This is a genomic window from Cupriavidus campinensis (assembly GCF_905397395.1).
GTDB lineage: Bacteria > Pseudomonadota > Gammaproteobacteria > Burkholderiales > Burkholderiaceae > Cupriavidus > Cupriavidus campinensis.
This window is the reverse complement of the sequence record NZ_CAJPVH010000010.1, coordinates 39,025-64,330: the sequence shown is the minus strand read 5'-3', so window position 1 is coordinate 64,330 and position 25,306 is coordinate 39,025. Positions and strand designations below refer to the sequence as shown.

General features: G+C 66.8%; 27 protein-coding genes. 11 read left to right on the top strand and 16 right to left on the bottom strand.

The genetic code is table 11. The annotated features are described in order from the left end of the window. Window positions 1-2 precede the first annotated feature (2 nt). On the top strand, window positions 3-869 hold the full coding sequence (gene dapF / locus KHO18_RS08890; protein ID WP_144199158.1) for a diaminopimelate epimerase: 867 nt from the start codon (window positions 3-5) through the stop codon (window positions 867-869). A gap of 37 nt (window positions 870-906) precedes the next feature. Beyond that, window positions 907-1,716: a polyphosphate kinase 2 family protein gene (locus tag KHO18_RS08885; RefSeq protein WP_144199160.1), complete on the top strand. Its 810-nt coding sequence runs from the start codon at window positions 907-909 to the stop codon at window positions 1,714-1,716. 10 nt (window positions 1,717-1,726) lie between these two features. Here KHO18_RS08885 and KHO18_RS08880 read toward each other — a convergent pair whose 3' ends face one another. Then, window positions 1,727-3,010 (bottom strand): DUF3734 domain-containing protein, encoded by a 1,284-nt coding sequence (locus tag KHO18_RS08880; protein WP_186296884.1) that lies wholly within the window; start codon window positions 3,008-3,010, stop codon window positions 1,727-1,729. Window positions 3,011-3,125: 115 nt separating this feature from the next. Further along, the gene (pyrE, locus tag KHO18_RS08875; RefSeq protein ID WP_144199164.1) at window positions 3,126-3,803 is read right to left on the bottom strand and encodes an orotate phosphoribosyltransferase; all 678 of its coding nucleotides are present in this window, start codon (window positions 3,801-3,803) and stop codon (window positions 3,126-3,128) included. A 31-nt stretch (window positions 3,804-3,834) separates the two neighbouring features. Here pyrE and KHO18_RS08870 point away from each other — a divergent pair, with 31 nt between their 5' ends. Then, window positions 3,835-4,611 (top strand): exodeoxyribonuclease III, encoded by a 777-nt coding sequence (locus KHO18_RS08870; RefSeq protein ID WP_144199166.1) that lies wholly within the window; start codon window positions 3,835-3,837, stop codon window positions 4,609-4,611. 36 nt (window positions 4,612-4,647) lie between these two features. On the opposite strand, the gene KHO18_RS08865 is transcribed toward KHO18_RS08870, so the two are convergent. Next, window positions 4,648-5,049: a type II TA system antitoxin MqsA family protein gene (locus KHO18_RS08865; protein ID WP_144199168.1), complete on the bottom strand. Its 402-nt coding sequence runs from the start codon at window positions 5,047-5,049 to the stop codon at window positions 4,648-4,650. Between the two features lie 300 nt (window positions 5,050-5,349). Here KHO18_RS08865 and argC point away from each other — a divergent pair, with 300 nt between their 5' ends. After that, the gene (argC, locus tag KHO18_RS08860; RefSeq protein ID WP_144199170.1) at window positions 5,350-6,297 is read left to right on the top strand and encodes an N-acetyl-gamma-glutamyl-phosphate reductase; all 948 of its coding nucleotides are present in this window, start codon (window positions 5,350-5,352) and stop codon (window positions 6,295-6,297) included. A gap of 98 nt (window positions 6,298-6,395) precedes the next feature. On the opposite strand, the gene KHO18_RS08855 is transcribed toward argC, so the two are convergent. Both KHO18_RS08855 and KHO18_RS08850 read right to left on the bottom strand, forming a co-directional pair. After that, window positions 6,396-6,869: a heavy metal-binding domain-containing protein gene (locus tag KHO18_RS08855; protein WP_144199172.1), complete on the bottom strand. Its 474-nt coding sequence runs from the start codon at window positions 6,867-6,869 to the stop codon at window positions 6,396-6,398. A gap of 114 nt (window positions 6,870-6,983) precedes the next feature. Next, entirely contained in the window at window positions 6,984-7,934 is a 951-nt protein-coding gene (locus KHO18_RS08850; RefSeq protein ID WP_211943051.1) for a M48 family metallopeptidase, read from the bottom strand. A gap of 127 nt (window positions 7,935-8,061) precedes the next feature. On the opposite strand from KHO18_RS08850, the gene KHO18_RS08845 reads away from it, so the two are divergent. Continuing rightward, window positions 8,062-9,345 carry a muropeptide transporter gene (locus KHO18_RS08845; RefSeq protein WP_144199174.1) on the top strand — a complete coding sequence of 428 codons (1,284 nt, stop codon included), beginning with the start codon at window positions 8,062-8,064 and terminating at the stop codon, window positions 9,343-9,345. Between the two features lie 6 nt (window positions 9,346-9,351). Here the strand turns inward: KHO18_RS08845 and KHO18_RS08840 are convergent, their stop codons facing one another. The 6 genes from KHO18_RS08840 to argB all read right to left on the bottom strand — a co-directional run bounded on the left by KHO18_RS08840 (window position 9,352) and on the right by argB (window position 15,050). Continuing rightward, window positions 9,352-10,182, bottom strand: coding sequence for an acyl-CoA thioesterase (locus KHO18_RS08840; protein ID WP_144199178.1), 831 nt, complete (start codon window positions 10,180-10,182; stop codon window positions 9,352-9,354). Window positions 10,183-10,254: 72 nt separating this feature from the next. Further along, window positions 10,255-10,866: a methionine biosynthesis protein MetW gene (gene metW / locus KHO18_RS08835; protein WP_144199180.1), complete on the bottom strand. Its 612-nt coding sequence runs from the start codon at window positions 10,864-10,866 to the stop codon at window positions 10,255-10,257. Next, entirely contained in the window at window positions 10,863-12,041 is a 1,179-nt protein-coding gene (gene metX / locus KHO18_RS08830) for a homoserine O-succinyltransferase MetX (protein WP_144199182.1), read from the bottom strand. Before metX ends, metW begins: the two co-directional genes overlap by 4 nt. A gap of 301 nt (window positions 12,042-12,342) precedes the next feature. Further along, window positions 12,343-13,002, bottom strand: coding sequence for a nucleoid occlusion factor SlmA (gene slmA, locus KHO18_RS08825; protein WP_144199184.1), 660 nt, complete (start codon window positions 13,000-13,002; stop codon window positions 12,343-12,345). Further along, window positions 12,999-14,051 carry a pyrimidine 5'-nucleotidase gene (locus KHO18_RS08820; protein ID WP_144199187.1) on the bottom strand — a complete coding sequence of 351 codons (1,053 nt, stop codon included), beginning with the start codon at window positions 14,049-14,051 and terminating at the stop codon, window positions 12,999-13,001. The genes slmA and KHO18_RS08820 overlap by 4 nt, the downstream gene beginning before the upstream one ends. 81 nt (window positions 14,052-14,132) lie before the next feature. Beyond that, window positions 14,133-15,050 carry an acetylglutamate kinase gene (gene argB, locus KHO18_RS08815; protein WP_092291393.1) on the bottom strand — a complete coding sequence of 306 codons (918 nt, stop codon included), beginning with the start codon at window positions 15,048-15,050 and terminating at the stop codon, window positions 14,133-14,135. A 153-nt stretch (window positions 15,051-15,203) separates the two neighbouring features. Between argB and KHO18_RS08810 the strand changes: the two genes are divergently transcribed. Next, on the top strand, window positions 15,204-15,809 hold the full coding sequence (locus tag KHO18_RS08810) for a sigma-70 family RNA polymerase sigma factor (RefSeq protein WP_144199297.1): 606 nt from the start codon (window positions 15,204-15,206) through the stop codon (window positions 15,807-15,809). A 39-nt stretch (window positions 15,810-15,848) separates the two neighbouring features. On the opposite strand, the gene KHO18_RS08805 is transcribed toward KHO18_RS08810, so the two are convergent. The 4 genes from KHO18_RS08805 to KHO18_RS08790 form a co-directional block, all read right to left on the bottom strand. Continuing rightward, window positions 15,849-16,628, bottom strand: a complete 780-nt coding sequence (locus tag KHO18_RS08805) for a fimbria/pilus periplasmic chaperone (protein WP_144199189.1) — start codon at window positions 16,626-16,628, stop codon at window positions 15,849-15,851. Window positions 16,629-16,654: 26 nt separating this feature from the next. Next, window positions 16,655-17,599: a fimbrial protein gene (locus KHO18_RS08800; RefSeq protein ID WP_186296880.1), complete on the bottom strand. Its 945-nt coding sequence runs from the start codon at window positions 17,597-17,599 to the stop codon at window positions 16,655-16,657. 40 nt (window positions 17,600-17,639) lie between these two features. After that, a complete protein-coding gene (locus KHO18_RS08795) occupies window positions 17,640-20,219 on the bottom strand; it encodes a fimbria/pilus outer membrane usher protein (RefSeq protein ID WP_244844640.1) in 2,580 nt (859 codons plus the stop codon). 177 nt (window positions 20,220-20,396) lie between these two features. Then, window positions 20,397-20,933, bottom strand: coding sequence for a fimbrial protein (locus KHO18_RS08790; RefSeq protein ID WP_144199195.1), 537 nt, complete (start codon window positions 20,931-20,933; stop codon window positions 20,397-20,399). 208 nt (window positions 20,934-21,141) lie between these two features. Between KHO18_RS08790 and KHO18_RS08785 the strand changes: the two genes are divergently transcribed. From KHO18_RS08785 to KHO18_RS08775, 3 genes are all read left to right on the top strand, one after another. Next, window positions 21,142-21,357 (top strand): zf-HC2 domain-containing protein, encoded by a 216-nt coding sequence (locus KHO18_RS08785; protein ID WP_144199197.1) that lies wholly within the window; start codon window positions 21,142-21,144, stop codon window positions 21,355-21,357. Further along, the gene (locus KHO18_RS08780) at window positions 21,354-21,569 is read left to right on the top strand and encodes a cysteine-rich CWC family protein (protein WP_211943028.1); all 216 of its coding nucleotides are present in this window, start codon (window positions 21,354-21,356) and stop codon (window positions 21,567-21,569) included. Before KHO18_RS08785 ends, KHO18_RS08780 begins: the two co-directional genes overlap by 4 nt. A 62-nt stretch (window positions 21,570-21,631) precedes the next feature. Beyond that, the gene (locus KHO18_RS08775) at window positions 21,632-22,570 is read left to right on the top strand and encodes a LysR family transcriptional regulator (protein WP_144199201.1); all 939 of its coding nucleotides are present in this window, start codon (window positions 21,632-21,634) and stop codon (window positions 22,568-22,570) included. 29 nt (window positions 22,571-22,599) lie between these two features. Here KHO18_RS08775 and KHO18_RS08770 read toward each other — a convergent pair whose 3' ends face one another. Further along, window positions 22,600-23,097 (bottom strand): copper chaperone PCu(A)C, encoded by a 498-nt coding sequence (locus KHO18_RS08770; protein WP_144199203.1) that lies wholly within the window; start codon window positions 23,095-23,097, stop codon window positions 22,600-22,602. A gap of 186 nt (window positions 23,098-23,283) precedes the next feature. Here KHO18_RS08770 and KHO18_RS08765 point away from each other — a divergent pair, with 186 nt between their 5' ends. Next, entirely contained in the window at window positions 23,284-24,693 is a 1,410-nt protein-coding gene (locus KHO18_RS08765) for an ATP-binding protein (RefSeq protein WP_211943027.1), read from the top strand. Further along, window positions 24,693-25,286 (top strand): response regulator transcription factor, encoded by a 594-nt coding sequence (locus KHO18_RS08760; protein ID WP_144199205.1) that lies wholly within the window; start codon window positions 24,693-24,695, stop codon window positions 25,284-25,286. Before KHO18_RS08765 ends, KHO18_RS08760 begins: the two co-directional genes overlap by 1 nt. Window positions 25,287-25,306: the final 20 nt, after the last annotated feature.

Sequence of the window (25,306 nt, the reverse complement as noted above, 5' to 3'; positions counted from 1 at the left end):
CCATGAAACTCCAGTTCACCAAGATGCACGGCGCCGGCAACGACTTCGTCGTGCTGGACGGCATCCACCAGACGCTCGACCTGACCGAGGCCCAGTGGCGCGCGCTCGCCAGCCGGCACTTTGGCGTGGGCGCGGACCAGATCCTGATCGTCGAGAAATCGACGCGCCCGGACGTGGACTTCCGCTACCGGATCTTCAATGCCGATGGCGGCGAGGTGGAGCATTGCGGCAACGGCGCGCGCTGCTTCGTGCGCTTTGTCACGGACAAGGGCATGACCGACAAGCGCTCGGTGCGCGTGGAGGTCATGAACGGCGTGATTACGCTGACCCTGCAGGACGACGGCCAGGTCACGGTGGACATGGGCGCGCCCGAGCTGACGCCGGCACGCGTGCCGTTCCTGCCCGAGGGCCTGCCGACGCGCCGCGAGGGCGACGACACACTCTACGGCCTCGAGGTGAACGGCCGCACGGCGTGGATCACGCCGGTGTCGATGGGCAACCCGCACGCGGTGCAGATCGTGGACGATACCGAGCAGTTCCCGGTGCTCCAGGACGGCCCGGTGATCGAACATCATCAGACGTTTCCGAAGCGGGTGAACGCCGGCTTCATGCAGATCGTGGACCGGGGCACCGTGCGGCTGCGCGTGTTCGAGCGCGGCGCCGGCGAGACGCTGGCCTGCGGCACGGGCGCCTGCGCGGCCGTGGTGGCCGGCATCCGGCGCGGCCTGCTGGACTCGCCGGTCAAGGTCCACACCCATGGCGGCGACCTGACCATCGCCTGGGACGGCGCGGGCCAGCCGGTGCGGATGACCGGCCCGGCGACCACCGTGTTCGAAGGCACTATTGACCTTGCCGCACTGAACGCGTGACTATGGGGGCTCCGCAGGCCACGCCACCGGAGACCCCATGACGCTGGACGATTTCCGCATCACCAGTAGTAAAAAATTCAATCTGACCGATTTCGACCCGGGCGGCAAACCGCTGTCGCAGGGCGACAAGGCCGCCGACGAGGCGCGGCTGGAGACACTCTCGGCAGAACTCGACGCGCTCCAGGACATCTTCTACGCCGAGCACCGCCGCAAGGTGCTGGTCGTCCTGCAAGGCATGGATACCAGCGGCAAGGACGGCACGGTGCGCTCGGTCTTCCGCAGCGTCGATCCGCTTGGCATCCGCGTGGTCAGCTTCAAGGCGCCCACCGCCGAGGAACTGGCGCGCGACTACCTGTGGCGCGTGCATGCACAGGTGCCGCGCGTCGGCGAGATCGTGCTGTTCAACCGCAGCCATTACGAGGACGTGCTGATCACGCGCGTGCATGGCTGGATCGCCGAAGCCGAGTGGGAGCGCCGCTACAAGCAGATCCGCGCGTTCGAGTCCCTGCTGACCGATACCGGCACGACCATCGTGAAGTGCTTCCTCCATATTTCGAAGGACGAGCAGAAGGCGCGGCTCGAGGCGCGCATCGCCGATCCACAGAAACACTGGAAGTTCGACACGCAGGACCTGGCCGAGCGCAAGTTCTGGAAGGAATACGAGAAAGCCTACGAAGCCGCCATCGCGGCCACGGCCACGCCGGACTGCCCGTGGTACATCGTGCCGTCCGACTCCAAGACCCACCGCAACCTGATGGTGGCCGAGATCATCACGGCCGTGTTCCGGCAGCTCAAGCCGGCATACCCGCCGCCGAAGCCGGAACTGGCGAAACTGCGGGTGGAGTGACGCCCAGGGGTCAGTCGTCGCCGTTGCCGCGATGCACGTCGTGGGTGACGAACGGCCGCTCCGGGCCGGGCATCGCCAGCCATTTCGGGTGCTTGAGGGTGTCGCGGATATCCTCGAGCCCGCTCGCCCAGTGCTCGTGCATCGTCAGCGCACCGAACTGGTAGTCCTTGGCGCTGCCCTCGAACGACTTGTCGCGGTAGATGAGCTGGATGACGTTGCGGCGCGCGTCGCAGGCATGGTCGGCGGCGCGCTGGTACCACGGGTCGTTGCGCTTCGACACCGGCACCAGCGCCATCAGCTCGCTCAGCATGCGGCGATAGTTCTGCTGCTCGCGCATGACGTCCGTGATGGCGCGTGTGCGGCTGGAATACTGGATGTCCTTCTGGCGCTCGGCCACGTCGAGCAGGTTGTGCGGCAGCTTGCCGCGCGCGCTCCAGAGGTCCACCTGGAAGATCAGGGCGTCCCGGCGCGGCTGGGCAGTCAGCACTTCCTGGAGCGGCGTGTTCGAGACCAGCCCGCCATCCCAGTAATACTCGCCATCGATCTCCACGGCCGGGAAACCCGGCGGCAGGGCGCCAGACGCCATGAAGTGCTCGGCGCGCAGCCGTTCGCGCGTGTTGTCGAAATACGCGAAATTGCCCGTGCGCACGTTCACGGCGCCCACCGAGACGCGCATCTCCTTCGGATGGTTGATGCGGTCGAAATCGGCAAAGCGCTCCAGCGTGGCCTTGAGCGGCGCGGTGTCGTAGTAGCTGGCGCGGCCCGGGTCTTCGCCACGGCCCCAGAAATCGGCGATGGCGCGCGGCGTGAAGAAGCCGCGCTGGCCTTCGATCATCGCGCGGGCCGCGTTGAGGCTGTCGAACCAGATCCGCATCGGCTCCGGCCAGGTGGGCGCGGTCTCGGTCAGCAGTTCCAGCGGCAGGCCGGGCAGCCACGGCTGGGCGCAGATGTATTCCCAGAACGCGCGCAGCTGCGTCACACGGGTTTCGGGCGGGTTGCCGGCGATGACCGCCGCATTGAGCGCGCCGATCGAGATACCCGCGATCCAGTTCGGATGAATGCCGCCTTCGGCCAGACCCTGGTAGACGCCGGCCTGGTAGGCGCCGAGCGCGCCGCCGCCTTGCAGCACCAGCGCGCGGATCGCATAGGCTTCGTGGGCGGGGCCGTCGCCCGGCAGAGCGTCAGGGGCGCAGTGATCGCTCACTGCGGCGCGCTTGGGCGCCCGTGTGCGCTTCGCCCGGGCCGCTGTGGCCGTTGAGGCGGAATCCTGCGGGGGCGCGCCCTGATCGCCCAGTTCGCGCCTGACTGCCTGCTTGGTCGCCTGTTTTACCTGCTGTTGCCGCTTGTCCGCCACGCCATGCTCCCTCGGAAGTTGAGCCGGGGCGCCCCATGGCGCCCCCTCCGGCGCGTCAGACGCCGTACTTCTGACGATAGGCCGCCACGGCCGCCCGGGAGTTCCCAAGCGCGGGGTCGTTCGACGCATCGAGATAGGCCAGCAGGTCCTTGAGGCTGGCGATCGAGATCACCGGCACGCCGTATTCGCGCTGCACGTCCTGCACAGCCGAATGCGTGCCGATGTTGTCGGCGGTGCCGCTCTTTTCCATGCGGTCCAGCGCGATCAGCACGGCGGCCGGCTCCGCGCCGGCGGCGCGAATCATCTGCATCGACTCGCGCACGGAGGTGCCGGCCGAGATCACGTCATCGATGATCACCACCTTGCCCTGCAGCTTGGCGCCGACCAGCGTGCCGCCTTCGCCATGGTCCTTGGCTTCCTTGCGGTTGTAGGCAAACCCCACGTCCCGGCCCATGCCGGCCAGCGCCACGGCCGTGGCCGAGGCCAGCGTGATGCCCTTGTAGGCCGGCCCGAACAGCACGTCGAACTCGAGGCCCGAGTTGAGCAGGGTTTTCGCATAGAATTGCGCCACCTGACCCAGCATCGCGCCCTGGTTGAACAGGCCGGCGTTGAAGAAGTAGGGCGACTTGCGGCCCGCCTTGGTCACGAACTCGCCAAAGGACAGCACGCCCGCATCGAGCGCGAAGCGGATAAAGGTCTGGCTGAGGTCGTCCGGCGTGGTCTGCTGCGTCATCTTTTCTCTCTGAATTTCAAAATTTCCCGAGATGTTACGGATTATCAGCGCCAACCTCAACGGCATCCGCTCCGCGGCCAAGAAGGGCTTTTTCGAGTGGATGGGCAAGCAGGACGCGGACATGATCTGCGTGCAGGAACTGAAGGCCCAGGAAGCCGACATGACCGAGGCGTTCCTGGCGCCACATGGCTACCACGGCTTTTTCCACTACGCCGAGAAGAAGGGCTACAGCGGCGTGGGCCTGTACACGCGCCACAAGCCCGAGCGGGTGGTCACCGGCTTCGGCGTGCCCGAGTTCGACGCCGAGGGCCGCTACGTGGAAGTGCAGTATCCGCATCTTGCGGTGATCTCCGTCTACGTGCCGTCCGGCTCCAGCAGCGAAGAACGCCAGCAGGCCAAGTTCCGCTTCATGGAAGCGTTCCTGCCGCACCTGCTGCAACTCAAGGCCAGCGGACGCGAGATCGTTTTGTGCGGTGACGTCAACATCGCCCACAAGGAAATCGACATCAAGAACTGGAAGGGCAACCTCAAGAACTCCGGTTTCCTGCCCGAGGAGCGCGCCTGGATTGGCGAACTGTTCGACAACCACGGCTATGTGGATGTCTTCCGCCAGCTCGATCCGCGCCCGGACCAGTACACCTGGTGGAGCAACCGCGGCCAGGCTTACGCGAAGAACGTCGGCTGGCGCATCGACTACCACCTGACCACCGACAAGATCGCCGCCACGGCCCGCGCCTGCGCCATCTACAAGGACGAGAAGTTCAGCGACCACGCCCCGCTGTCGATCGACTACGATTTTCCGCTGTGAGGCAGGCGCCCCGGCGGGATGCCGGGGCCGTCGCGCTCAGATGGCGCGGATTTCCTCCAGCAGGTTCGGGTGGCGATCCAGCAACTTGAGCAGCTTCACCAGCGCCAGCGGTGGCTTGGTCCGGCCGGTCTCATAGCGCGAGAACGCATTGACGCCGCCGCCGAAGATCTCGCCGGCCTCCCGCTGGTCGAGTTCCAGCTTGCGGCGCACGGATACGATGAACGCCGGATCGACGATGGCGGCGTTGACCTGCTTGTTGAAGGCAACCATCAAGTGTCCGATCCGCTCGTCTTCATCGAGATCGAGAACTCCTTCACCGCAGGCGGGACACCAGTCCGCCAGCACTGCTTCGATCACCGTGGTTTCGCCGCGATAGTCGTAGGGCATGTCTCGCCGCTCCCTGACCAGTTCGGATCCTCCGCATTCCGGGCATCTCATATCCCGACTCCTTTTTCGAGGTGGTGCTCTTTACAGCACCTTGAATGACACAATCACCAGTTGCTCGATCACACCCTCCCCTCTGCCACCAACGCCCTCACCAAAGACAGCTTGTAATGCGCTGACGATTTCTCCATGCAAAATTAACCTACTTGGTTATTACCTGCAAAGCCCCGGGATGTGTCGGATCGCAACCGCTCCTCTCGCGTAAACCCTGCGCCCAACCCCCAACCTCGCTACAATGCAGGTTCGCTGCCCCGTTGGGCAGGCGACTTTTCGCATTTTCAGAGTGAGTCAGCCATGGTTTTCAAAGTGTTCGTCGATGGTCAGGAAGGCACCACCGGTCTCCGGCTGCTGGACTACCTCTCGGGTCGCTCCGATGTGGAGCTGCTGCGCATTGCCGATGACAAGCGCAAGGACCCGCAGGAGCGAGCACGCTTTCTGAATGCCTCGGATGTCTCGTTTCTGTGCCTGCCGGACGTGGCCTCGCGCGAGGCGGTTTCGCTGGTGACCAATCCCGATACGTGCGTGATCGACGCCAGCACGGCGTTCCGCACCACCGACTCGTGGGCCTATGGCCTGCCCGAGCTGACCCGTGGCCAGCGCGAAAAGGTGCGCGCCAGCAAGCGCATCGCGGTGCCGGGCTGCCACGCCAGCGCCTTCGTGCTGGCCGTGCGTCCGCTGGTGGAAGCGGGCCTGATGCCGGCCGACTACCCGGTTTCGGCGTTCTCGCTGACCGGCTACAGCGGCGGCGGCAAGAAGATGATTGCCGAGTTCGAGGCAGGCGGGAATCCGCGTCTCGATAGCCCGCGCCCCTACGCGCTGGGCCTCGAGCACAAGCACCTGCCCGAAATGCGCGTGCAGGCTGGCCTGGCCCAGGCGCCGATCTTCAACCCCATCGTCGGCAACTTCCTGAAGGGGCTGGCCGTGACCGTGCCGGTGTTCCCGGCGCTGCTCTCGCGCAAGGCCGATGCCGAGGCCATCCTCGACATCTACCGCAAGCATTACGAGGGCGAGCAGTTCGTGCGCGTGCACCCGTTCAATAGCGATGCCAACCTCGACGGCGGCTTCTTCGACGTCCAGGCCAGCAACGACACCAATCGCGTGGACCTGTTTGTGTTCGGCAACGCCGAGCGCCTGAACCTGGTGGCGCGCCTGGACAACCTCGGCAAGGGCGCCGCCGGCGCGGCCGTGCAGTGCATGAACGTGCATGTGGGCGCCGACGAGGCGACCGGACTGACCGCCTGACGCGTCACGAACGCGGCACGAACGCGTCAGGGACGCGCCGCGACAATAAGAAAAGCCGGCTTCGCGCCGGCTTTTCGTTTTTCCGGGGGCCAGCCGGCCTAGCCGCCGGTCTTGACCAGCGTGGCCTTCAGCGCCACGCCGATATAGGCCGCGCCCTTGGCGCAGACGTAGGTGGTCTCGCTGGCGGTCTCGTCGTCCTTCCAGTTGCTGCGGATCTCCACCACGGCATTGCTGCCGGCCTGGGCCGCGCGTTGCTGGAGGTCCTGCACGGCCTGCACGAAGACCGTCTGGCACAGTTGCTCATCGGTCGGCCTGGGGGCATCCGGCACCTGGCTCACCGGGCGCCGCACGCGCTTCACTGTCTTGTACGAGGTAGGCGCCGTAGCGCCTTCGAGCTTGTTGAAGCCGAACAGCAGCTTGGTGTTCGGGTCGATGCGTTCCTTGGCGGCCTCGCTGGCCAGCGCCTTGTCGATCGGCATCGTCAGCAACTTGTCGGCGGCGCTGGCCATGCCCGACGCGCCCGCAGCCACCAGCGCGGCCGCTACCAGGCCGCAGCGCAATCCTGTCCTCATGTCTTTCTCCCTGATCAAGGTTGAGATCCTCGCTCGCCCACGCCGGGTTCAGGGGCGCTGGCGCCACTTTTCCATCGTACAGGAATGGTCGATAACCTGATTCGTCGGCCGTCGTTACTTTTTTAGTGGACGCTGGCTGTCCTCATCGCCGGCATCGACCGGGGCGCCGCCAAGGTTGGCCATATTGGGGGTGTGGGCGGGCAGCTTCTCCATCGGCATGTTCATGGCTTTGGCGTAGAGCGGCATCACCTCGGCCATGTGCGCCTCCAGCACCGCGATGCGGCTGCGGCCGGACGGGTGGGTGGACTTGAACTCGTCGCCCATCTCCAGCACCGTGCCCATCTTGCGCCACAGCGTGACGGCAGCGCGCGGGTCGTAGCCGGCGCGGGCGGCGATATCCATGCCGATCAGGTCCGCCTCGGTTTCCTCCAGCCGCGAAAACCGCAGCGACACGAGCCGGGCATTGTTGCCGATATCGAAATTGCCGAGATTGCCGAAGCCGGTCAGCTGGGACACCACGTTGGCGCCAAGATTCGAGATCTCGGACTGCGCCGCGCGCTGCCGGGCGTGCTCCTCCAGCGCGTGGGCGATCTCGTGGCCCATCACCATGGCCACTTCGTCGTCGGTGAGCTTGAGTTGGTCGAGCAGGCCGGAGTAGACCGCCATCTTGCCGCCGGGCATGCAGAACGCATTGACCAGCTTCGATTCGATCAGGTTGATCTCCCACGCCCAGCGGCCCGCGCGCGGGTTCCACAGCACGGTCTCGGGCAGCAGCCGGATGCCGATCTCGCGCAGGCGCTTCACCTGCGGGTTGTCGTCGCCGGCCAGCGTGTGCTTGGCGATGGCTTCCTGCTTGATCTGCTCGTACTCGCGGGCGGCCTGCTGGTCGATGACTTCCATCGGCACGATCGTGCGCACACGGGAGTAGCGGCGCTCCACGCGCACGCCGTCGTCGGGCGCGGCCACCACGGCCACTTCCTGCGCGATGGCCGGCAGGCACGCGCACGCGGCGCAGGACCATGCCAGCCATGCCAGCCATGCCAGCCAGCCCGGGCGCCCGGGCATGCGGCGCCGTGGCAACGGCGATTCGTTCGACGCGATCAGGGTCACGGCAGGGCTCGGCGCGATAAGGGTCGACAAACGGCGTCGAATCGGTAAGTGGGGACGCAAACGGTGATGCAATAATACATCCATGACGTTCCAAGACTACCTCGACATTTTCCGCAACCGACGCATCGGCGCCATGCTGACGCTGGGCTTTGCGTCCGGGCTGCCGCTCGCGCTGACCTCGGGCACGCTCCAGGCCTGGATGACCGTGGAGGGGCTCGACATCAAGACCATCGGCTTCTTCTCGCTGGTCGGGCAGGCGTACATCTTCAAGTTTCTGTGGGCGCCGCTGATGGACCGCTACACCCCGCCCCTGCTGGGCCGGCGGCGCGGCTGGCTGCTGGTGACGCAACTCGGGCTGGTGGCCAGCATCGCCGCCATGGCGTTCTGCCCCCCGCGCGAGGCGCTCTGGGCGCTGGCGGCGCTGGCCACGCTGGTGGCGTTCCTGTCGGCGTCGCAGGACATTGTGTTCGATGCGTACAGCACCGACGTGCTGCGCCCGGCCGAACGGGGCGCCGGCGCGGCAGTCAAGGTGCTCGGCTACCGGCTGGCGATGCTGGTCTCCGGCGGGCTGGCGCTGTACCTGGCGGACCGCGTGCTGGGCTGGTCCAGCATGTACCTGCTGATGGCGGCGCTGATGTCGGTGGGGCTGCTGACGCTGTTCTGGGCGCCCGAGCCGGACGTGCCGGCGCGCCAGCCACGCACGCTGGAGGAAGCCGTGGTCGGCCCGCTGCGCGACTTTTTCGGGCGCCAGGGCGCATGGTGGCTGCTGCTGCTGATCGTGCTCTACAAGCTGGGCGACGCCTTTGCCGGCAGCCTCTCCACCACGTTCCTGATCCGGGGCCTGGGCTTCGATCCGGGCGAGGTGGGCATCGTCAACAAGACGCTGGGCCTCGCGGCAACGATCATCGGTGCGCTGTTCGGCGGGTCGCTGATGGTGCGGTTGGGGCTGTACCGGTCGCTGATGCTGTTCGGCATCCTGCAGGCCGTGTCGAACCTCGGCTACTGGGTGCTCTCGGTCACGCCGCCCCATATCTGGAGCATGGGCGCGACCATCGCCATCGAGAACATCTGCGGCGGCATGGGCACGGCGGCCTTCGTGGCGCTGCTGATGACGCTGTGCAACCGCTCGTTCTCGGCCACGCAGTACGCGCTGCTGTCCGCGCTGGCATCGATTGGCCGGGTCTACGTGGGGCCCACCTCGGGCTATATGGTCGAAGCCTGGGGCTGGGCGCCCTTCTACCTCGGCACCGTGGTGGCGGCCGTGCCCGGCGTGGCCCTGCTCTGGGCGATGCGCGGCACGGTCCACCGCTACGAAGCCCAGGCGCGCGAGCCGGCCAAGGAGCCGGGCGTGCCGCGTCCGGCCTGATCGGCCTTATTCCTTGTAGTAAACGATCTGGTGCGACGAGGCCAGCAGCACGCCGCTGGCGCTCCAGATCTGCGCGCTCTGGTCGAAGAAGCCCTGGCGGAACACCTGCGCCCGCGCGCTGCCGAGCACGTGGCTGTCGCCCAACTCGGCCAGCGTGGCCGCATCGGCATGGAAATAGGTCGTGATCGACACCGTGCCGGCCGGCACGAAGCCGGCGCGCTTGAGGAAAATGCGCGGATAGAAGGCATCGCACCACGCCGCCACGGCGGCATAGTCGGGCGTGCGGGCCGGTTCGTCACGGAGCCAGAACTGGGTCAGGCTGTCCGGATGCTCGGTACCGACGGCCGCTGACGGCTTGGCGCCGCGCACCGCGCGCATGTCGTAGCTGCCGATCCAGCGCACCGGCGCGAAGCCGCCCATGCCGGGCAGGGTGTCGGCGGGCGGCACGTCGGGCATGACGGCCTCGCCGCTGCCCCAGGTCTCGCGCCGCACGGCGAAGACCGCGCTGCCGGTGGTCGTCACCTCGCCGTTCTGGCGCAGCTCCAGATGCCAGTGCTGGGTGGAGCGGTTGGTCCGCGACGGACGCGCCTCGATCTCGAACGGCCCTTCCGCAATCGGCCCGGCAAAATTCACCGTGAGCGCAATCGGATCGCCCAGCCGCTCCGGGTGGCGCAGCGCCGCCTGGAGCAGCGTGGCCGCCGTCATCCCGCCGAACGGGCCGATCATGTTCCAGTAGGCCTGGCTGGTGTGCCCCAGGAAGCGGTGCGCGCCGGCTGGCTCCAGCGCCAGGGCGAGGTCGAACGGATGTTGCGAGTCGGTGTGGGGCGCTTGGGTCATGGCAAAAAAATAGTACGATCGTTCGGTAATCGTCGTACGGTATGCCGACCCGGCCCCGGCGTCAAGCCAGGTTCACACCGCGCAAACCCGGTACACCGCCAGGCTGCCGCGCCAGTTCTCGCCCCAGTTCACGGTCACGCCCTCGTGCATCACCACGCGGTCCAGCACGCGCAGGCCCACCTTGGGCGCCAGCGCCTCGAAGTCGCTGATGGTCAGCACGCGCACGTTCGGCGTGTTGTACCACTGGTACGGCAGCGATTCCGACACCGGCATGCGCCCCCGGAACACCGACAGCCGGTGCGGCCAGTAGCCGAAGTTCGGGAACGAGACGATGCACTCGCGCCCCACGCGCAGGGTGTCGCGCAGCACCTGGGCCGTGTTGTGGATGGTCTGGAGCGTCTGGGACAGGATCACCGTGTCGAAGCTCCGGTCCTCGAACAGCGCCAGCCCGCCCTCCAGGTCCTGCTGGATCACGTGCACGCCCTTCTGGGCGCAGGCCAGCACGCCTTCGTCGCGGATCTCGATGCCATACGCCTGCACATCCAGTTCGTCCTGGAGCACGCGCAGCAGGCTGCCGTCGCCGCAGCCGGCGTCCAGCACCGTGGAATTGGGCTCGATCCAGCGCGCAATCGCGCGGAAGTCCGGCCGCAGCGCGAGGATATTGGGATTGGCGGAGGCGTTCATGCGCCGATCTCCTCGGCAATGCGTTCGTAATAGGCGCGCATCAGGTTGTGGTAGCGCGGGTCGTCGAGCAGGAAGGCGTCGTGGCCGTGCGGGGCGTCGATCTCGGCGTACGAGACCGGCCGCTTGTTGTCCAGCAGCGCCTTGACCAGTTCGCGGCTGCGGTTCGGCGCGAAGCGCCAGTCGGTGGTGAAGCTCGCCACCAGGAAGCTGGCCTGGGTGTGGGAGATCGCGCGCTTCAGGTCGCCGCCATAGGCCAGCGCCGGGTCGAAGTAGTCGAGCGCGCGGGTGATCAGCAGGTAGGTGTTGGCGTCGAAGTACTCGGCGAACTTGTCGCCCTGGTAGCGCAGGTAGCTTTCCACCTGGAACTCGACGTCGAACGAGAAGCGGATGTCCTCGGACTTCAGCGAGCGGCCGAATTTCTCGGCCATGTCTTCGTCGGACAGGTAGGTGATATGGCCGATCATGCGCGCCACGCGCAGGCCGCGCTTCGGCTTGACGTTGTGCGCGTAGTAGTTGCCGCCGTGGAAGTCCGGGTCCGACAGGATGGCGCTGCGCGCCACCTCGTTGAAGGCGATGTTCTGCGCCGACAGCTTGGGCGTGGACGCCACCACGATGCAGTGGCGCAGCCGGTCCGGGTACATCAGGCTCCAGGCCAGCGCCTGCATGCCGCCCAGGCTGCCGCCCATCACCGCGGCGAACTGCGTGATGCCGAACGCGTCGGCCACGCGCGCCTGGGCGTTGACCCAATCCTCCACCGTCACCACCGGGAACAGCGCGCCATAGGGCTGGCCGGTGGCCGGGTTGGTGCTCATCGGCCCGGTCGAGCCGAAGCAGGAACCGAGGTTGTTCACGCCGATGACGAAGAAGCGGTCGGTATCGAGCGGCTTGCCGGGGCCAACCATGTTGTCCCACCAGCCGATGTCGCGCGGATTGTCCGCCGCGATGCCGGCCACATGGTGCGAGGCGTTGAGCGCATGGCACACCAGCACGGCGTTCGATGCCGCCGCATTGAGCGTGCCGTAGGTTTCCACCATCAGGTCATAGCCGGCCAGCTGGCTGCCGTTGCGCAGCGGCAGCGGCTCGGCGAAGTGCATGCGCCGGGGCGTGACGACGCCGACGGAGCCGGCTGGCAGGTCGGCAGCCGGTACGGCGGCAGGAATAGCAACATCTGTCATGGAGGGGGCCCGCGGCGAGCGGGCATAAAAAAACCCGACTGGCAGTTGCGTGTGTCGCAGCCAAGTCGGGCATGTCGCGGTGTCCCGCGCGTCGGCGCCATATCGTGGATTGCTCCCGCGAGGCACCGACCCAACCTCTTTAGCCGCATTTATAGTGGCAGCCGGCGGTCATCCTGAGATCCCCGTTGGCTGCCGCGCGCCCGCAAGCCAGTCATCAAATCGGCGCGACGCGGCCATTATAGTGCAGTTCCCGGGTGCGCTGCTGGCCGCGTGTGACGCGCCCCCGGTCCTCCCGCTGGTTTCAGCCCAGCAGGATCCGCAGCTGGGCGTCGATGTTCTCGCCCGGCGCCTTGCGGAAGCCGCTCTTCACGTAGCGGTGCCACTGGCCCTGCACGGCCGCCGTGATCAGCGCCACGCGCACCGGAATGTCGGCGTCGGCCGGGAAGGCGGCCTGCGTGACGGCCACCTTCAGGCACTGGCGCAGCGACGCCTCGATCCGATCCACCATCTGGTTGATGCGCTCCTGCAGCCGTTCGTGCTCGCCCACCAGCGCCTCGCCGGTCAGCACGCGCGTCATGCCGGGGTTCTTCTCGGCAAACGACAGCAGCATCCGCACGATGGCCTGCACCTGGCGCAGGCCATGCTCCTCCTGCGCGGTGATCTGGTTGATCAGCCCGAACACGGTCTGCTCGATAAAGCCGATCAGGCCCTCGAACATCTGCGCCTTGCTGGCGAAATGGCGGTACAGCGCGGCTTCCGAGACCGACAGCCTGGCGGCCAGCGCCGCCGTGGTGATCTTTTCCCCGCGCGGATGCTCAAGCATGCCGGCCAGGGTCTGGAGGATCTGGATGCGCCGCTCGCCGGGGCGCGGGCGCTTGCGCGCGGGCCCTTCGGCGGTCTGGATGGCGGTGGCGGCCACGAGCGGCGGCGCCTCCGGCTGGCTTTCGATGGTTTGCGTCATGACCCGGTTCTCCGTATTCGTCGTAGGAGTTGATGCATCGATTGTACTTTTATGTCCACATAGCCGGGCCGATTCACCACGCGCGCCCGTACGCGCGGGGCATGGTCGGGCAACTGCTGCGGCGCCGTGCCGTATTGTGCGCCATCCGCGCCAGGTGGCGGAAGCTGCGCTTCGGCGGCCATCATCGTCACCGAGCGCTCCTGGGCGCCGTGGCCCACGTGCTGGCGGTCTTCGGCGGCCAGCGCGGTGCGCGTGGCGGCGTCGGCCACGGCGCCCGGCACGGCGGCATCGACCGGGACCGGAACGGTCTCCGGCACCGGATGGGGCCGCGATGGCGCCAGCGTGCGCAGGTAGCCGGTTACCCAGGCGGTGCGGATACCCGTGCCCGCATAGTGTTTCAGATGCGACAGCGTGTCTTCCACCAGCACCGCGCGATGGGGCGCCACGCCGGTGCGCGCCAGCAGCCGGCGCAGCATGCGGCGGTCAGGCTTGGGCCGCAGATGGCCGTGCACCCACATGTCCTCGATGGCCACCACGCGCTCGAAGCAGCGTTCGATGCCGGCAATCGCCATGACCGCCCGGGCGTAGTCGCGCGGGGCGTTGGTGACCAGGATCTTGCGCCCGGGCAGCCGGCGCAGCGCGGCGGCCAGCCCGCGCCGCACGCGCACCATCTCGGCCAGCGCCGGGAAGTCGTGGGCTTCGTGCAGGAAATCGGCCGCATCCACGCCATGGTGGCGGATCATGCCGAGCAGGGTGGCGCCGTAGCGCTGCCAGTACTCCACCCGCACGCGGCTGGCGGTGGCCTCATCGGCGCCGAGCACGCGCGCCACATAGGCGGTCATGCGCCGGTTGATGGCCGGGAAGATCGCGTGGGAGGCGTCGTGCAGCGTGTTGTCGAGATCGAACAGCCAGACGATATCGCCCGACTGGTCGCCCGCTGGGCGGCGCACCCGCGGATGCCGGGGACGCCGCCGCGCGGCGGGGGTCGATGCCTCCGACGGGCGCGCGTGCGCCACGCCGCGGCGCTGGTGAGGTTGTCTGAGGAACACGCCGGGCTGCAGGGGGATGACTTGTGGGAGGGGTGCGGGCGGCGCGGCGGCAATCCGCCCCGCATCGCCCGCAAATCCGGCTCAGTGCGAGCGGATCATCGTGCCGAACGCCTGCTCGGTCAGGATTTCCAGCAGCAGCGAGTGCTCGATACGGCCGTCGATGATGTGGACCGAGTGCACGCCGCTCTTGGCGGCGTCCAGCGCCGACGAGATCTTCGGCAGCATGCCGCCCGAGATCGTGCCATCGGCGAACAGCTCCTCGATCTCGCGCGCGGACAGGTCGGTCAGCAGGTTGCCCTTCTTGTCCATCACGCCCGGGATGTTGGTCATCATCACCAGCTTCTCGGCCTTGAGGATCTCGGCCATCTTGCCGGCGACCACATCGGCGTTGATGTTGTACGCCTGGCCGTCGTCGGAGAAGCCGATCGGGGAGATCACCGGGATGAACGCGTCATCCTGCAGCGCCTTGACCACGGCCGGGTTGATCGCCTCGATATCGCCCACGTAGCCGATGTCGATGAAGGTGCCGGGCTTTTCGCGGTCCGGCATCTGCAGGCGCTTGGCGCGGATCAGGCCGCCGTCCTTGCCGGTCAGGCCCACGGCCTGGCCGCCGTACTGGTTGATCAGCATGACGATGTCCTGCTGCACCTCGCCGCCCAGCACCCACTCCACCACTTCCATGGTTTCCTCGTCGGTGACGCGCATGCCCTGGATGAACGTGCCGACCTTGCCCACCTTCTTCAGGGCTTCGTCGATCTGCGGCCCGCCGCCGTGCACCACCACCGGGTTCATGCCCACCAGCTTCAGCAGGATCACGTCGCGCGCGAAGCCGTGCTTGAGCTTCTCCTCCGTCATCGCATTGCCGCCGTACTTGACCACGATGGTCTTGCCGTGGAACTTGCGGATATAGGGGAGCGCCTCAGCGAGGATCTCGGCCTTGAGGGAGGGGGCGATGGCGGCAACCGTGGTGGTGGCCGGCCCAGGATTGTCGGCGTTCATGGCAAGGGACATCCGTTGGAATCAGCAGGTATCATGGCGAATCCGTCCGCCGGACTGGCTTTGACGGGCAGGCGCCGATTTTACAAGAAACCGCGCGGCACGCGCGAAGACGACAAGAACCTCAGCCCCGGCACGCCCGATGCCGCCCCCGCAATGAGCCTCGATCCCGCCGAACTCCAGGCCGTGCGGCCCTATCTGCTGCGCTTTGCCCGGTTGCAGTTGCGCGACGAGGCGCTCGCCGAAGACGCCGTTTCCGAGACCCTGCTGGCCGCGCTGGAGCACCCGGAGCGCTTTGCGGGCCAGTCGGCGCTGCGCACGTGGCTGGTCGGCATTCTCAAGCACAAGATCGTCGATCTCCTGCGCAGCGGCAGGCGCGAAGTGCGTCTGGCGCTGGCCACGGGCGACGATGGCGAGCCGCAATCCGAGCAGGATGCCTTCGACGCGCTGTTCACGCGCAACGGCCATTACCAGCATCCCCCCTCCGACTGGGGCGACCCGGACCGCACTTTCGAGCGGCGCGAGTTCTTCGAAGTGCTGCAAACCTGCGTCGACCGCCTGCCCGCCAAGGCTGCGCGGATTTTCATGATGCGGGAATGGCTTGAACTGGAGACCGAAGAAATCTGTCAGGCATTGCAGATCAGCGCGACCAACGCATGGGTGATGCTGTACCGCGCCCGCATGCGGCTGCGCGAATGCCTGGAAGTGAAATGGTTCGGCAACCGTGGTGCGAATACAACAATCGCCCCCGCCGCGCCGTAAGGGAAGCCCCAGGCGCGGCGGACTCCTGGCCGTGGCCGTTTACGGCGTGCCTGAGGCCGACATCGCCGGGGCCAACGACGATTCGCCCTCCAGGACGCCGCCGTGGTCGTTGATGGCCTGGTATTTCACCGTGGCCTGTGCCGTCGAGGGCAGTTCACCGGTCAGCGCAATCGTCTGGGCTTCACCGGGCGCCACCATGACGCCGTCATCGAACTTTGCCGACTTGCCGCCGCCCACCAGCTCCACGGTTCCCAACGACACGTGGTAAGCGGTGGGATTGCGCGCCTCGAGCGCCGGACCCTTGCCCGCACTGCCTTGCGGCACCAGGCGCCAGACGAGCTGGGAGGGGGCATCCGCGGCCTGGCCCTTCAGCCCCTCGGGGCGGAAGAACAGCTTGATACGCGAGCGAAACGCCATCTGCAGGAAATTGGTATCGGTGCCGCTGGCGTCCGGCTTGGGCGGAACCTCCAGCACGTTGAGCCAGAACACAGATTCCCGGTCACGCGGCAGCGGCTCGCCGGTATAGAGAATGCGCAGGGTCTGCGCCTTGCCGGGATCGATGCGCGACACCGGCGGCATCACCGTGAACGGCACGTCGATGGTAGACGGCGACGCGGTGGCGTCGCCCTTGTCCAACCAGGACTGCGTCAGCATCGGACTGTCGCCCTCGTTGCTGAGCCGGAGTGTCGCCTCGGCATCGGAGGCGTTGTAGACCACGCGCGTGGCCGCCAGGACAACTGCCGCCTGCGCCGGCATCGCGCTCGCCAAGGCCAGCGCGCACGCGCCCGCAGCCAACATCGCTTTGAGTAGTTGAGTCATTGCACGATAAGGAAAGTGAAGGCCGTTCAGTTGTACGTCACCGTGACTTCGGCTTGCGCCGAAACCGGACCCGCCGTGGCAGGCGATGCAGTACGAATATAAGACGCACGCAGGTTTAGCGTTGCAGTACCTGCGGAAACAGATGCTTCGCGGATGGCCGCGGCCCCCCCCTGGGCCGGGATGGTGATCCCGTTATAGGGCGCCACAAGGTTGATGGCGATGTTCTGCGCGCCCTGCGGTGCCGTGTTGCGGAACTGGCGCGCATCCGCGGGATCGGTGGGGCCGGAGAATTGGAAACTGACCTTGTTGGCAAGGTTGTCGCAGGTTGCCCGAATGGAAAAATCGGTGGCGCCAGCCGTTCCGCCCACCGTGTTGATCATCGGCGTAGCAGGCAGGCTCACCGCCTTTGTCGCACTTCCCGTTTGCAGCTTGCATCCGCCCACGGCATAGTGGAACGTGCCGCCGGTCACGACATGCCTGAAGTTCAGCCCGCGCTGATAGTTCAGCCCGCCCGCCCCGTCCATTTGAAACATGGGGTAGCTGGAGACAGCTGTGACGCCGGAGGGCGGCACGACGCCTTTGCGGATGATGGCGACGGTATAGCTAAGCGTGAAAGTTCGGGTTTCTCCGGGTTTGATGAAAACACCGGTGCCCACATTGCCGCTGATCGCCGTATACGTCCTGCCGTTAAAGATAATCGCCGGCTCCACACCCGCACCAAGCACCAGGCGGTCCGGATTGACCCAGAACGAGATTTCCTCCGAGATCTTGGCATTAGTGCAAGTGAACCGCACGGAAGGCCACTGTTCCTGCCAAAGCACGGTACCTTCCTGCGAATTGGCCGGCACGTTGAACTGCGAGGACAGGACATCCACGAACGTCATGGAGTCGGAAGCACATTCCACCGCGTAGGCCGTGGCGGCCATTTGGGAGATCAGCCATATGACGACCAGCCTTAGTATTTTCTTCATGCTTGAACCCGAATAGAGACAAAGAGAATGGGGAGCGCCGTCACTCGCACGTGATATCGACCACTGCGAACTTGCCGGGCTTGCCGCTTTCCACCGCCGGCAGCACGTAAGGAATCTGGCAGGCCGGTTCCGAGGTGCCATGCGGCGCCACGTGGAGCACCCCGCTGTCGGACTTCAGCCCACGCACGACAATGCGCCCGCCCTGCGCCACGACGCCCACGTGCTGCCCTTCCGTATCGAGTACCTGTGCGCCAAACGGCAGGGGCTTGCCGTCCGCCGTGCGCACCCGCAGGACCGCCGCGCGTCCGGCATGGTCCGTCTCGAACTTCACGCGCACCACCGCGCCCGCCGTCGGTACGGTCGGCTGTGTGGTGGATCGCAGTTCCACGGACATCGGCAACCCCTTCGGGTCGATCTCGACCTGGTTCAAGGAGAACGGCGCCAGGCTGGATACCACCGCATGGCCCCACGGATCCACCCGCAGGCCGCTGCCGCTGGTCACGCTGGCGCCACTGGCGCCATCCGCCTCGACAATCGCCATGGTTTCGCCAATGGTCGGGGTCAGCACGACACCGCCGCCGTAGGCCACTACGCCACCCGTCATGCCCACGCTGGCCTGCCGATACTGGCTGCTCACGCTGGCACTGCCGTTGAAGCCCGCCACGGGCGACGCGTACGATGCGTTGGCGCCAAACCGCGTCGAACTGCCGGTGCCGCTGTTGACATCGACATTCATACCGTAGGCGAAAGCGTTGTCCTTGCCCAGTGTGCCGGTCACCGCCTGCTGGGCGGTGACCGCGCCATTGGAGTCGTACTGCAGGCGCGAACTGGCGTACGGCGCATGCGCACTCTTGCCCAGAGGAATACCCAGATTCAGCATCACGCTAGAATCCCATTTGCCAGTCGTCAGATTGAGCTGGCGCGATGCGGCGACGCCATAAGTCAGGCGCCGGTAGCTGTTGTTGTAGCCAAGCTGAAACTGCGTGCTGGACCCTGTGCGACTCCAGTAATTCTGCGTCGAGCCAGACAGGTAGAACGATCCATACCCCGCCGGCAGGCTCTGGTTCAGCGTGAGCTGCAGTCTGCCGCGCGGCGTGCCGTTCAGCTCGAATTCGCTGTGCAGGTCCTGCAAACGCACGGCGTCAGCCAGGCTGAGGTAATGACGGGTCGAGTAGCGATAAGCGGCCACCGCGATATTGGTATTGGTTGGGGCTACCATCTTACTGAATGAGAGCCGGAAACTTTGCCCATTCAGATCCGGCAGATTCTGTTGCCGCGAGTAGGACTGCGTCACATCCGCGCCGAACGCACCGTAACTGGTATTCAGCGCCGCGCCACCCATGGCTGCGAGGTAGTTTTCCGCCGCGATGATGCCGCCATAGCCGGTCACCATATTGCTGAAGCCGTACTGGATCGTGGCCTGCGTCATCATCGGATGCCGATCCACGTTGGCATCGCGATACTTGCCCGCGGTCGCCGTGTAGCGCAGCCGGCCCGGCCGAAGCGCGTTGACGGCGGCCGCATACGGCACGCGGGACACACGGGTGGTGCCATCTGCCTCCGTCACCACCACTTCCAGGTCGCCGCCGTAGCCGGTGGGATAAAGATCATTGACCTCGAACGGCCCGGGCGCCACGGTGGTTTCATAAATGACGTTGCCGCCCTGACGCACCTGCACGCGGGCGTTGGTGTTGGCCATCCCGTGGATCGCCGGCGCGTAACCGCGCTGAGATTCCGGGAACATCCGGTCATCGGTGGACAGCGTCACACCCCGCACGCCCACGCTGTCGAACAGTGCGCCGTCGGTGAAGCTGTCGCCGAGCACGATCTGGCTATTGATGGAAGCCAGCGAACGTTGCGCATTGGTCTGCACGCTCTGGTACTGCGTGCCGTTGTCGTTGTGGTTCAGGCTGCCGTTGTGGCGGAACCGCCAGGCGCCGACATTGAAGCCAGCGTTCAGTCCAACATAGGCCTGGTTGAAGGCGGTGCCGAATTGCTCGCTGCGATAGGCATTGGCGTTGTATTGGAGGGTGGCTGCCGTGACACCGTCGTCCCAGTATTGGGGATCCACATAGCCGCGCGCAGACCGGAGCATCGCCACCTGGGGCACGCTCACGTCCAGGCGCAGATCGGCCTGGTCGAAGGTGGCACGCGCCCCTTCGATAAGATCCGGCATCAGCGCGCAAGTGTTGGCGTCCTGTAACAGGGCGAGCGATTCGGGCGACAACTTGGTCATCGCCACGCCAAGGCGCTCGAGCATGGCTTTGGTCATGCACGGCTGCACGTTCCGCACGTCCGCGCCGATCTGGCGCAGCGTAATCTCCGCCTTGCCCACGGAATGCTGATTCACGAAAAGATCGACCCGATAGCTGCCCGGCAGCGCCGTGCCGCCCTTGTTGAAACGACTGACATCGATGCGTCGATGTTTGTCGTGATGCAGAAATTCGTCGTTGAACTCAACTTCGGCAAGCACCCCGGCGTTCTGGCTGCCGGCCGTTTCCTCCGCGGATTGTGCGAAGGCGCTGCCCCAGCCGAACATTGCCAGGACCACGAGGCTCACCGGCCTTAATACAAACTTCCTTTGACTTCTACGCATTTTGGATGGCCGGTTGTCAGGCAAAAGGGGTCCCTTGCGTGCCAGAGGCACGCTTTGAAAGTCGACCCGGGAGGGAGGGGTTGCCGGAGTTGCCCTGAAGGGGTCAGGCCTTGTCGGAGTCAGCAGACTCCGGCCGGCCCCACAAGGCTTGCCGTACTGCGGGGAGCGGCCATTGCCAGGCGGCCCCCCGGAGTGGAGGCATTACTGATAGGCGATCGTGTAGGTGACGCTCGAGTTGGCTGCGCCAGCCGTCGAAGCGCCTTTCGCGTAGTACTGGGCGTAGTAATTCAGCGTGCCAGCACCCGAGGCCAGCGTCACCGGCTTCGAATTCTGCGAGGCGTCGGCAAAGCCGGCCTTCACCTGCGTCAGATCCGGGTTCAGCAGTTCAATCTGCACGTTACCGGCAGCGCTACCGGTCAGATTCAGGCGGCCGTTGGTCAGGTCCGTCGTCGGGCCGGCCTCGAAGAAGGTACGCACCGTGCCGGCGACCGGGTTGCAACCCGTCAAGGCGATGGAAAAGGGCGTGCGGCCAGCGGTTGCACCGGCGGCGGCCAGCGACGAGGTCGAAACCTTCGGCAACGCCACGGAGAAGTTCTTGCCAGCGGCACCGCCGTTGATGGTGCAGGTTTGCGCCGTAACATTTCCCGTGAAAGTGATGGTGCCGTCCGAAGCGGCAGCGATCTGCGAAGCGGAGGCTGCAACGATCAGGAGGGCGGCGGAAATAATTTTGCGTGTCATAATTTGCTCGAAATTTGTGGTGAAAGAGAAGGAAGCGACCGGAGCGGGCTGTCTGCTCGTCTCAGAGCGCAGGACTATTCTGCGTCAGCGGCCTCCTTGAAAAAATCGCACTTTCTTTAATTGTTCGAGCTGCGCATGCAACGTCGAGGCAGCGGGACATCAACAGCCATATGGGCAGCACAACGTAGGAAAACGCCGAATCCGTCTCATGCCCGAACCCCGCCGCCGCCTGCTGCCGAACTGCGAGGAAATCCATCACCTGACCATGAAGGGCATGGACCAGCCCCTGACGTTGGGCGAGCGGCTGCGCGTGCGCGGCCATCTGGCCATCTGCGCGGCCTGCACTCACTTCAGCGGACAGATGCGGTCGATGCGGGAGGCCATGCGCCGGCTCGGGCAGGACGATGGGGACCCCAGGCCATGACCGATCCATCGACCATCCGGACCGGCCAGTTGCGCCCCGTGGAGCGGTGCAGCGGCTGCGGCGCGGCCTTCGTGTGCGGCTACGTGGCCGGCCTGCCCGAATGCTGGTGCGCCAACCAGCCGCTGCTGCCGGCACGGCAGATCGTCGCGGGCCAGCATTGCCTGTGTCCGGATTGCCTGACGGCCCGGCGGGACGCCTCGCAAGACACCTAAAGCTCTAAAAATTCCGCTCGACGAATGGCATAACCGGAGACTTCCGGTTTAATATTCACCACATGAATAGCCTACGCGGAATCGACCTCAATCTGCTCGTGGTGCTCGAGGCACTGTTTGCCGAGCGCCATATCTCGCGCGCCGCACTGCGGCTGCAACTGAGCCAGCCGGCGGTCAGCCATTCGCTGGCGCGGCTGCGGCAACTGCTCGACGACCCCTTGCTCGTGCGCGGTCAGGGCGGGCTCGTGCTGACGCCCCGCGCGCATGAACTGACCGCCCCGCTGGCCGAGGCGCTGGCGCAAGTGCGCATCCTGCTCGGCCCCGGCGGCTTCCAGCCGTCCATGGCGCGCCGCACCTTCCGGCTGGCGATGTCGGACTACGGCGCGCTGGTGGTGCTGCCCCGGCTGCTGCGCGCGGTGCGCAAGGCCGCGCCGAACATCGACCTGGTGGTCACGCAGGCCAGCCGCGAGACGATGACGGCGCAAGTGGCCGACGGCGAACTCGACATGGCGCTGGGCGCCTTCACCTACCAGCCGGAAGGCGTGCGCACGGCGGTGCTGTTCGACGATGATTTTGCGTGTGCGGTGGATGCCGCCACGGTGCGTGACACCGGCCGGCTCGATCACGTGGCCTACCTGGCGCGCTCCCACGTGCTGGTGAGCGCGGCGAGCGAGCGCGGGGAGTTGATCGACGCCACCGTGGCGCGCCTGGGCGGCCGCCGCAAGATCGCGTGCACGGTACCGCACTGGAGCGTGGCGCCGGCGCTGATAGCCGGCACCAACATGGTCCTGACGGCGGCCCGGCGCACGCTGGCAGCGCTGGAAGATCCGCGCCTGACCATCTTCGAGGCGCCGTTCTCGATTCCCGGCTTCAGCTACAGCATGATCTGGCCCGAGCGGGCCGAGGCGGATCCGGGCCACACCTGGCTGCGCGAGCGGGTGCTGCAGGCGGCGGCAACGCCGGCATCGGAAGCGGAGGCGGCGATCAGCCTGCGCGGCTGACCGTCCGGAGGGATCGGGCGATCCAAGCCTTAATGCTTGTGGTCGCCATGGCCGCCGGCGCCTGCCGGCGGCGCACCGGCGGTCAGGTCGCGCACTTGCGCCTTGACCTGCTGCTCGACGATCTTGCCGTTCTGCTCGATCTTGAGCGTCAGCGGCACGGTATCCCCGGCCTTGAGCTGGGACTTCAACCCCATCAGCATGATGTGATAGCCGCCCGGCTTGAGTTCCACATCCTGCATCTGCGGCAGGTCCAGCGACGGCAGCTGGCGCATGCGCATCACGTTGTTCTCCATCTTCATCTCATGCAGCTCGGCGGCGGCCACGGGCGACGACACGCCCACCAGCCTGGCCGACTCATGCGCGTGCAGCGTCATGAACGCGCCGGACGCCGACTGCGCCGGCACCGTGCCGCGCACCCAGGCATTGCTCACGTCCACCTGTGCCAGCGCATGTGCGCTGCCCAGCAGGCCGGCCAGGGCCAGGGTGACGATCGAGGCGGCGCGCGGCGCGCGAAAACGGGCTTGCATCGGTAACATCTCCACGAAATCAACGGAATTCAGCGAAAGGCGGCTATTAGACCATGGCGCTCCCGAACCTGCCGGGCATGGCAACCGCGTAGTCTGGCAGCGCCGGGGGCCGGCCTGAATGCGGCACGGTGTCGCACGCCGGGTCGCCGCCGCCGCGTGGCATGGCGGCATTGCTACACTGCCGGCATGCCGCCCTCCACGTCTACCCCGCCCCTCACCGCACCGCCGCCCCCCGCTGCCGCCGTCGCGCCGGCCCCCGCCCCAGCCATGCCGGGCGTGGCGCCCCAGCGCCACGGCCTGGTGAGCCTGCGCCGCCTGTGCTGGCTGCGCTGGGCGCTGCTGGCGGGACAGGCGCTGCTGCTGGTGTCGTGCGAATCGGTGGCCGGCATCCACCTGCCCTACAAGCCGCTGCTCTACCTGTTCGCCGCGCAGGCCATCTTCAATGTGACTACGGTGGCGCGGCTGCACTGGCACGGGCAGCACAACACCGTGCCGTCGGACGCCGAACTGATGGCCCAGATGATCGTGGACCTGACCGCGCTGTCGGCCATCCTGTTCTACACCGGCGGCGCCACCAATCCCTTCGTCTCGTTCTACCTGCCGGGGCTTGCCATCGCGTCGGCCATCCTGCCGTGGCGGTTTGTCTCGGCGCTCGCCCTCTACGCGCTGGCGTGCTATTCGCTGCTGCTGCTCGACTACGTGCCGCTGCACCTGCACAACCCGGACAACGCGGTGAACTACCACCTGGCCGGCATGTGGCTGAACTTCGTGGCCAGCGCGGTGATGATCGCCTTCTTCGTGGCGCGGCTCTCGGGCGTGCTGCGCCAGCGCGATGCCCAACTCAACCTCGCCCGGGAGCAACTGCTGCGGGAGTCGCGCGCCGAGGCGCTGAACGACCAGGCGGCGGCTGTCGCGCATGAGATCGGCACGCCGCTGGCCACGCTGGCGGTCATCGCCGGCGAGTTGCGGGGCGATGCCTCAGACGCCGCGCGCGGGACCACGCCAGTCGCCGACTACCTCCCGGATTTCCGCACAATGGAGCAGCAGCTGGACCTGTGCCGCTCGATCCTGGCCCGGCTGCGCGCGGACCGCGAACCGCTGGCGCCGCAGCCGCTCGACACCTGGCTCGCGCCGTTCGTCGAGCGGTGGCAGTTGCGCCATCCGCAGGCCAGCCTGCAATCGACGCTGGCACCGGACGCCGCCACGCAGCCCGTGGACGCCGCCCGCGTGAGCCAGATCCTGACCATCCTGCTGGACAACGCCGCGCGCAGCCAGCAGGCCATGGGCCACGCGATGCGCCAGGCGCCGCCGCTACGGCTGGATATCACCGGCGATGACCACGCGCTGCGCTTCGCCGTCACTGACCACGGCGGCGGCATCCCCCCGGCGCTGCGCGCGCAACTGGGCGAGGCCCCCGTGGCCAGCACGCATGGTGGCCAGGGCATCGGCCTCTACCTCGCACAGAGCGCCGCGCGCCAGCTTGGCGGCAGCCTCTCCTGGCAGGACCACCGCGCCGGCGGCACCGTGGCCCTGCTGCGCCTGCCGCTGGCCGGCGCCGCCCCGCTCAACCTGACTTCCCCCGACTTCCAACCGTGATGACAGACACCCCCGCGCCCACCGACGCAACGCCCTTCCTGGTGATCGATGACGACGAGGTCTTCTCCGGCACGCTCGCGCGGGCGCTGACGCGGCGCGGCTATGCGGTGCAGGTGGCCCACCACGGCAGCGCGGCGCTGGCGCTGGCCGCGCGCACGCCGTTTGCCTACGTCACGCTGGACTTGCATCTGGGACCACCCGCCGAAGCCAGCGGCACGGCGCAGGCGGAATCGGGCCTGCATCTGGTGGCGCCGCTGCGCGCCGCGCTGCCGGACGCGCGCATCCTCGTGCTGACCGGCTACGCGAGCATTGCCACAGCCGTGGCGGCGGTCAAGCAGGGGGCGGACGAATACCTGGCCAAGCCGGCCAATGTCGATTCGATCCTGACGGCGCTGATGGCGGGAATATCGGAAGAGGCGGCCGAGGCGGCGCTGGAGGAGCCCACGCCGCTATCGGTGGCGCGGCTCGAATGGGAGCACATCCAGCGCGTGCTCACCGAGCACGGCGGCAATATCTCGGCCACGGCGCGGGCGCTGAACATGCATCGGCGCACCTTGCAGCGCAAGCTCGGCAAGCGGCCGGTGTCGCGCTAGGCACGCCAGGGCGAAGAGAA

Bases quoted from the DNA above. Each gene is read 5' to 3' on its own strand.
- KHO18_RS08800 (WP_186296880.1), bottom strand. From the start codon at position 17,599: ATGAAGAAAATACTAAGGCTGGTCGTCATATGGCTGATCTCCCAAATG.
- metX (WP_144199182.1), bottom strand. From the start codon at position 12,041: ATGACAGATGTTGCTATTCCTGCCGCCGTACCGGCTGCCGACCTGCCA.
- KHO18_RS08805 (WP_144199189.1), bottom strand. From the start codon at position 16,628: ATGACTCAACTACTCAAAGCGATGTTGGCTGCGGGCGCGTGCGCGCTG.
- KHO18_RS08810 (WP_144199297.1), top strand. From the start codon at position 15,204: ATGAGCCTCGATCCCGCCGAACTCCAGGCCGTGCGGCCCTATCTGCTG.
- argB (WP_092291393.1), bottom strand. From the start codon at position 15,050: ATGAACGCCGACAATCCTGGGCCGGCCACCACCACGGTTGCCGCCATC.
- KHO18_RS08765 (WP_211943027.1), top strand. From the start codon at position 23,284: ATGCCGCCCTCCACGTCTACCCCGCCCCTCACCGCACCGCCGCCCCCC.
- slmA (WP_144199184.1), bottom strand. From the start codon at position 13,002: ATGACGCAAACCATCGAAAGCCAGCCGGAGGCGCCGCCGCTCGTGGCC.
- KHO18_RS08855 (WP_144199172.1), bottom strand. From the start codon at position 6,869: ATGAGGACAGGATTGCGCTGCGGCCTGGTAGCGGCCGCGCTGGTGGCT.
- KHO18_RS08845 (WP_144199174.1), top strand. From the start codon at position 8,062: ATGACGTTCCAAGACTACCTCGACATTTTCCGCAACCGACGCATCGGC.
- KHO18_RS08785 (WP_144199197.1), top strand. From the start codon at position 21,142: ATGCCCGAACCCCGCCGCCGCCTGCTGCCGAACTGCGAGGAAATCCAT.
- KHO18_RS08790 (WP_144199195.1), bottom strand. From the start codon at position 20,933: ATGACACGCAAAATTATTTCCGCCGCCCTCCTGATCGTTGCAGCCTCC.
- KHO18_RS08770 (WP_144199203.1), bottom strand. From the start codon at position 23,097: ATGCAAGCCCGTTTTCGCGCGCCGCGCGCCGCCTCGATCGTCACCCTG.
- KHO18_RS08760 (WP_144199205.1), top strand. From the start codon at position 24,693: ATGACAGACACCCCCGCGCCCACCGACGCAACGCCCTTCCTGGTGATC.
- KHO18_RS08775 (WP_144199201.1), top strand. From the start codon at position 21,632: ATGAATAGCCTACGCGGAATCGACCTCAATCTGCTCGTGGTGCTCGAG.
- dapF (WP_144199158.1), top strand. From the start codon at position 3: ATGAAACTCCAGTTCACCAAGATGCACGGCGCCGGCAACGACTTCGTC.
- pyrE (WP_144199164.1), bottom strand. From the start codon at position 3,803: ATGACGCAGCAGACCACGCCGGACGACCTCAGCCAGACCTTTATCCGC.
- KHO18_RS08870 (WP_144199166.1), top strand. From the start codon at position 3,835: ATGTTACGGATTATCAGCGCCAACCTCAACGGCATCCGCTCCGCGGCC.
- metW (WP_144199180.1), bottom strand. From the start codon at position 10,866: ATGAACGCCTCCGCCAATCCCAATATCCTCGCGCTGCGGCCGGACTTC.
- KHO18_RS08885 (WP_144199160.1), top strand. From the start codon at position 907: ATGACGCTGGACGATTTCCGCATCACCAGTAGTAAAAAATTCAATCTG.
- argC (WP_144199170.1), top strand. From the start codon at position 5,350: ATGGTTTTCAAAGTGTTCGTCGATGGTCAGGAAGGCACCACCGGTCTC.
- KHO18_RS08840 (WP_144199178.1), bottom strand. From the start codon at position 10,182: ATGACCCAAGCGCCCCACACCGACTCGCAACATCCGTTCGACCTCGCC.
- KHO18_RS08780 (WP_211943028.1), top strand. From the start codon at position 21,354: ATGACCGATCCATCGACCATCCGGACCGGCCAGTTGCGCCCCGTGGAG.
- KHO18_RS08865 (WP_144199168.1), bottom strand. From the start codon at position 5,049: ATGAGATGCCCGGAATGCGGAGGATCCGAACTGGTCAGGGAGCGGCGA.
- KHO18_RS08850 (WP_211943051.1), bottom strand. From the start codon at position 7,934: ATGCCCGGGCGCCCGGGCTGGCTGGCATGGCTGGCATGGCTGGCATGG.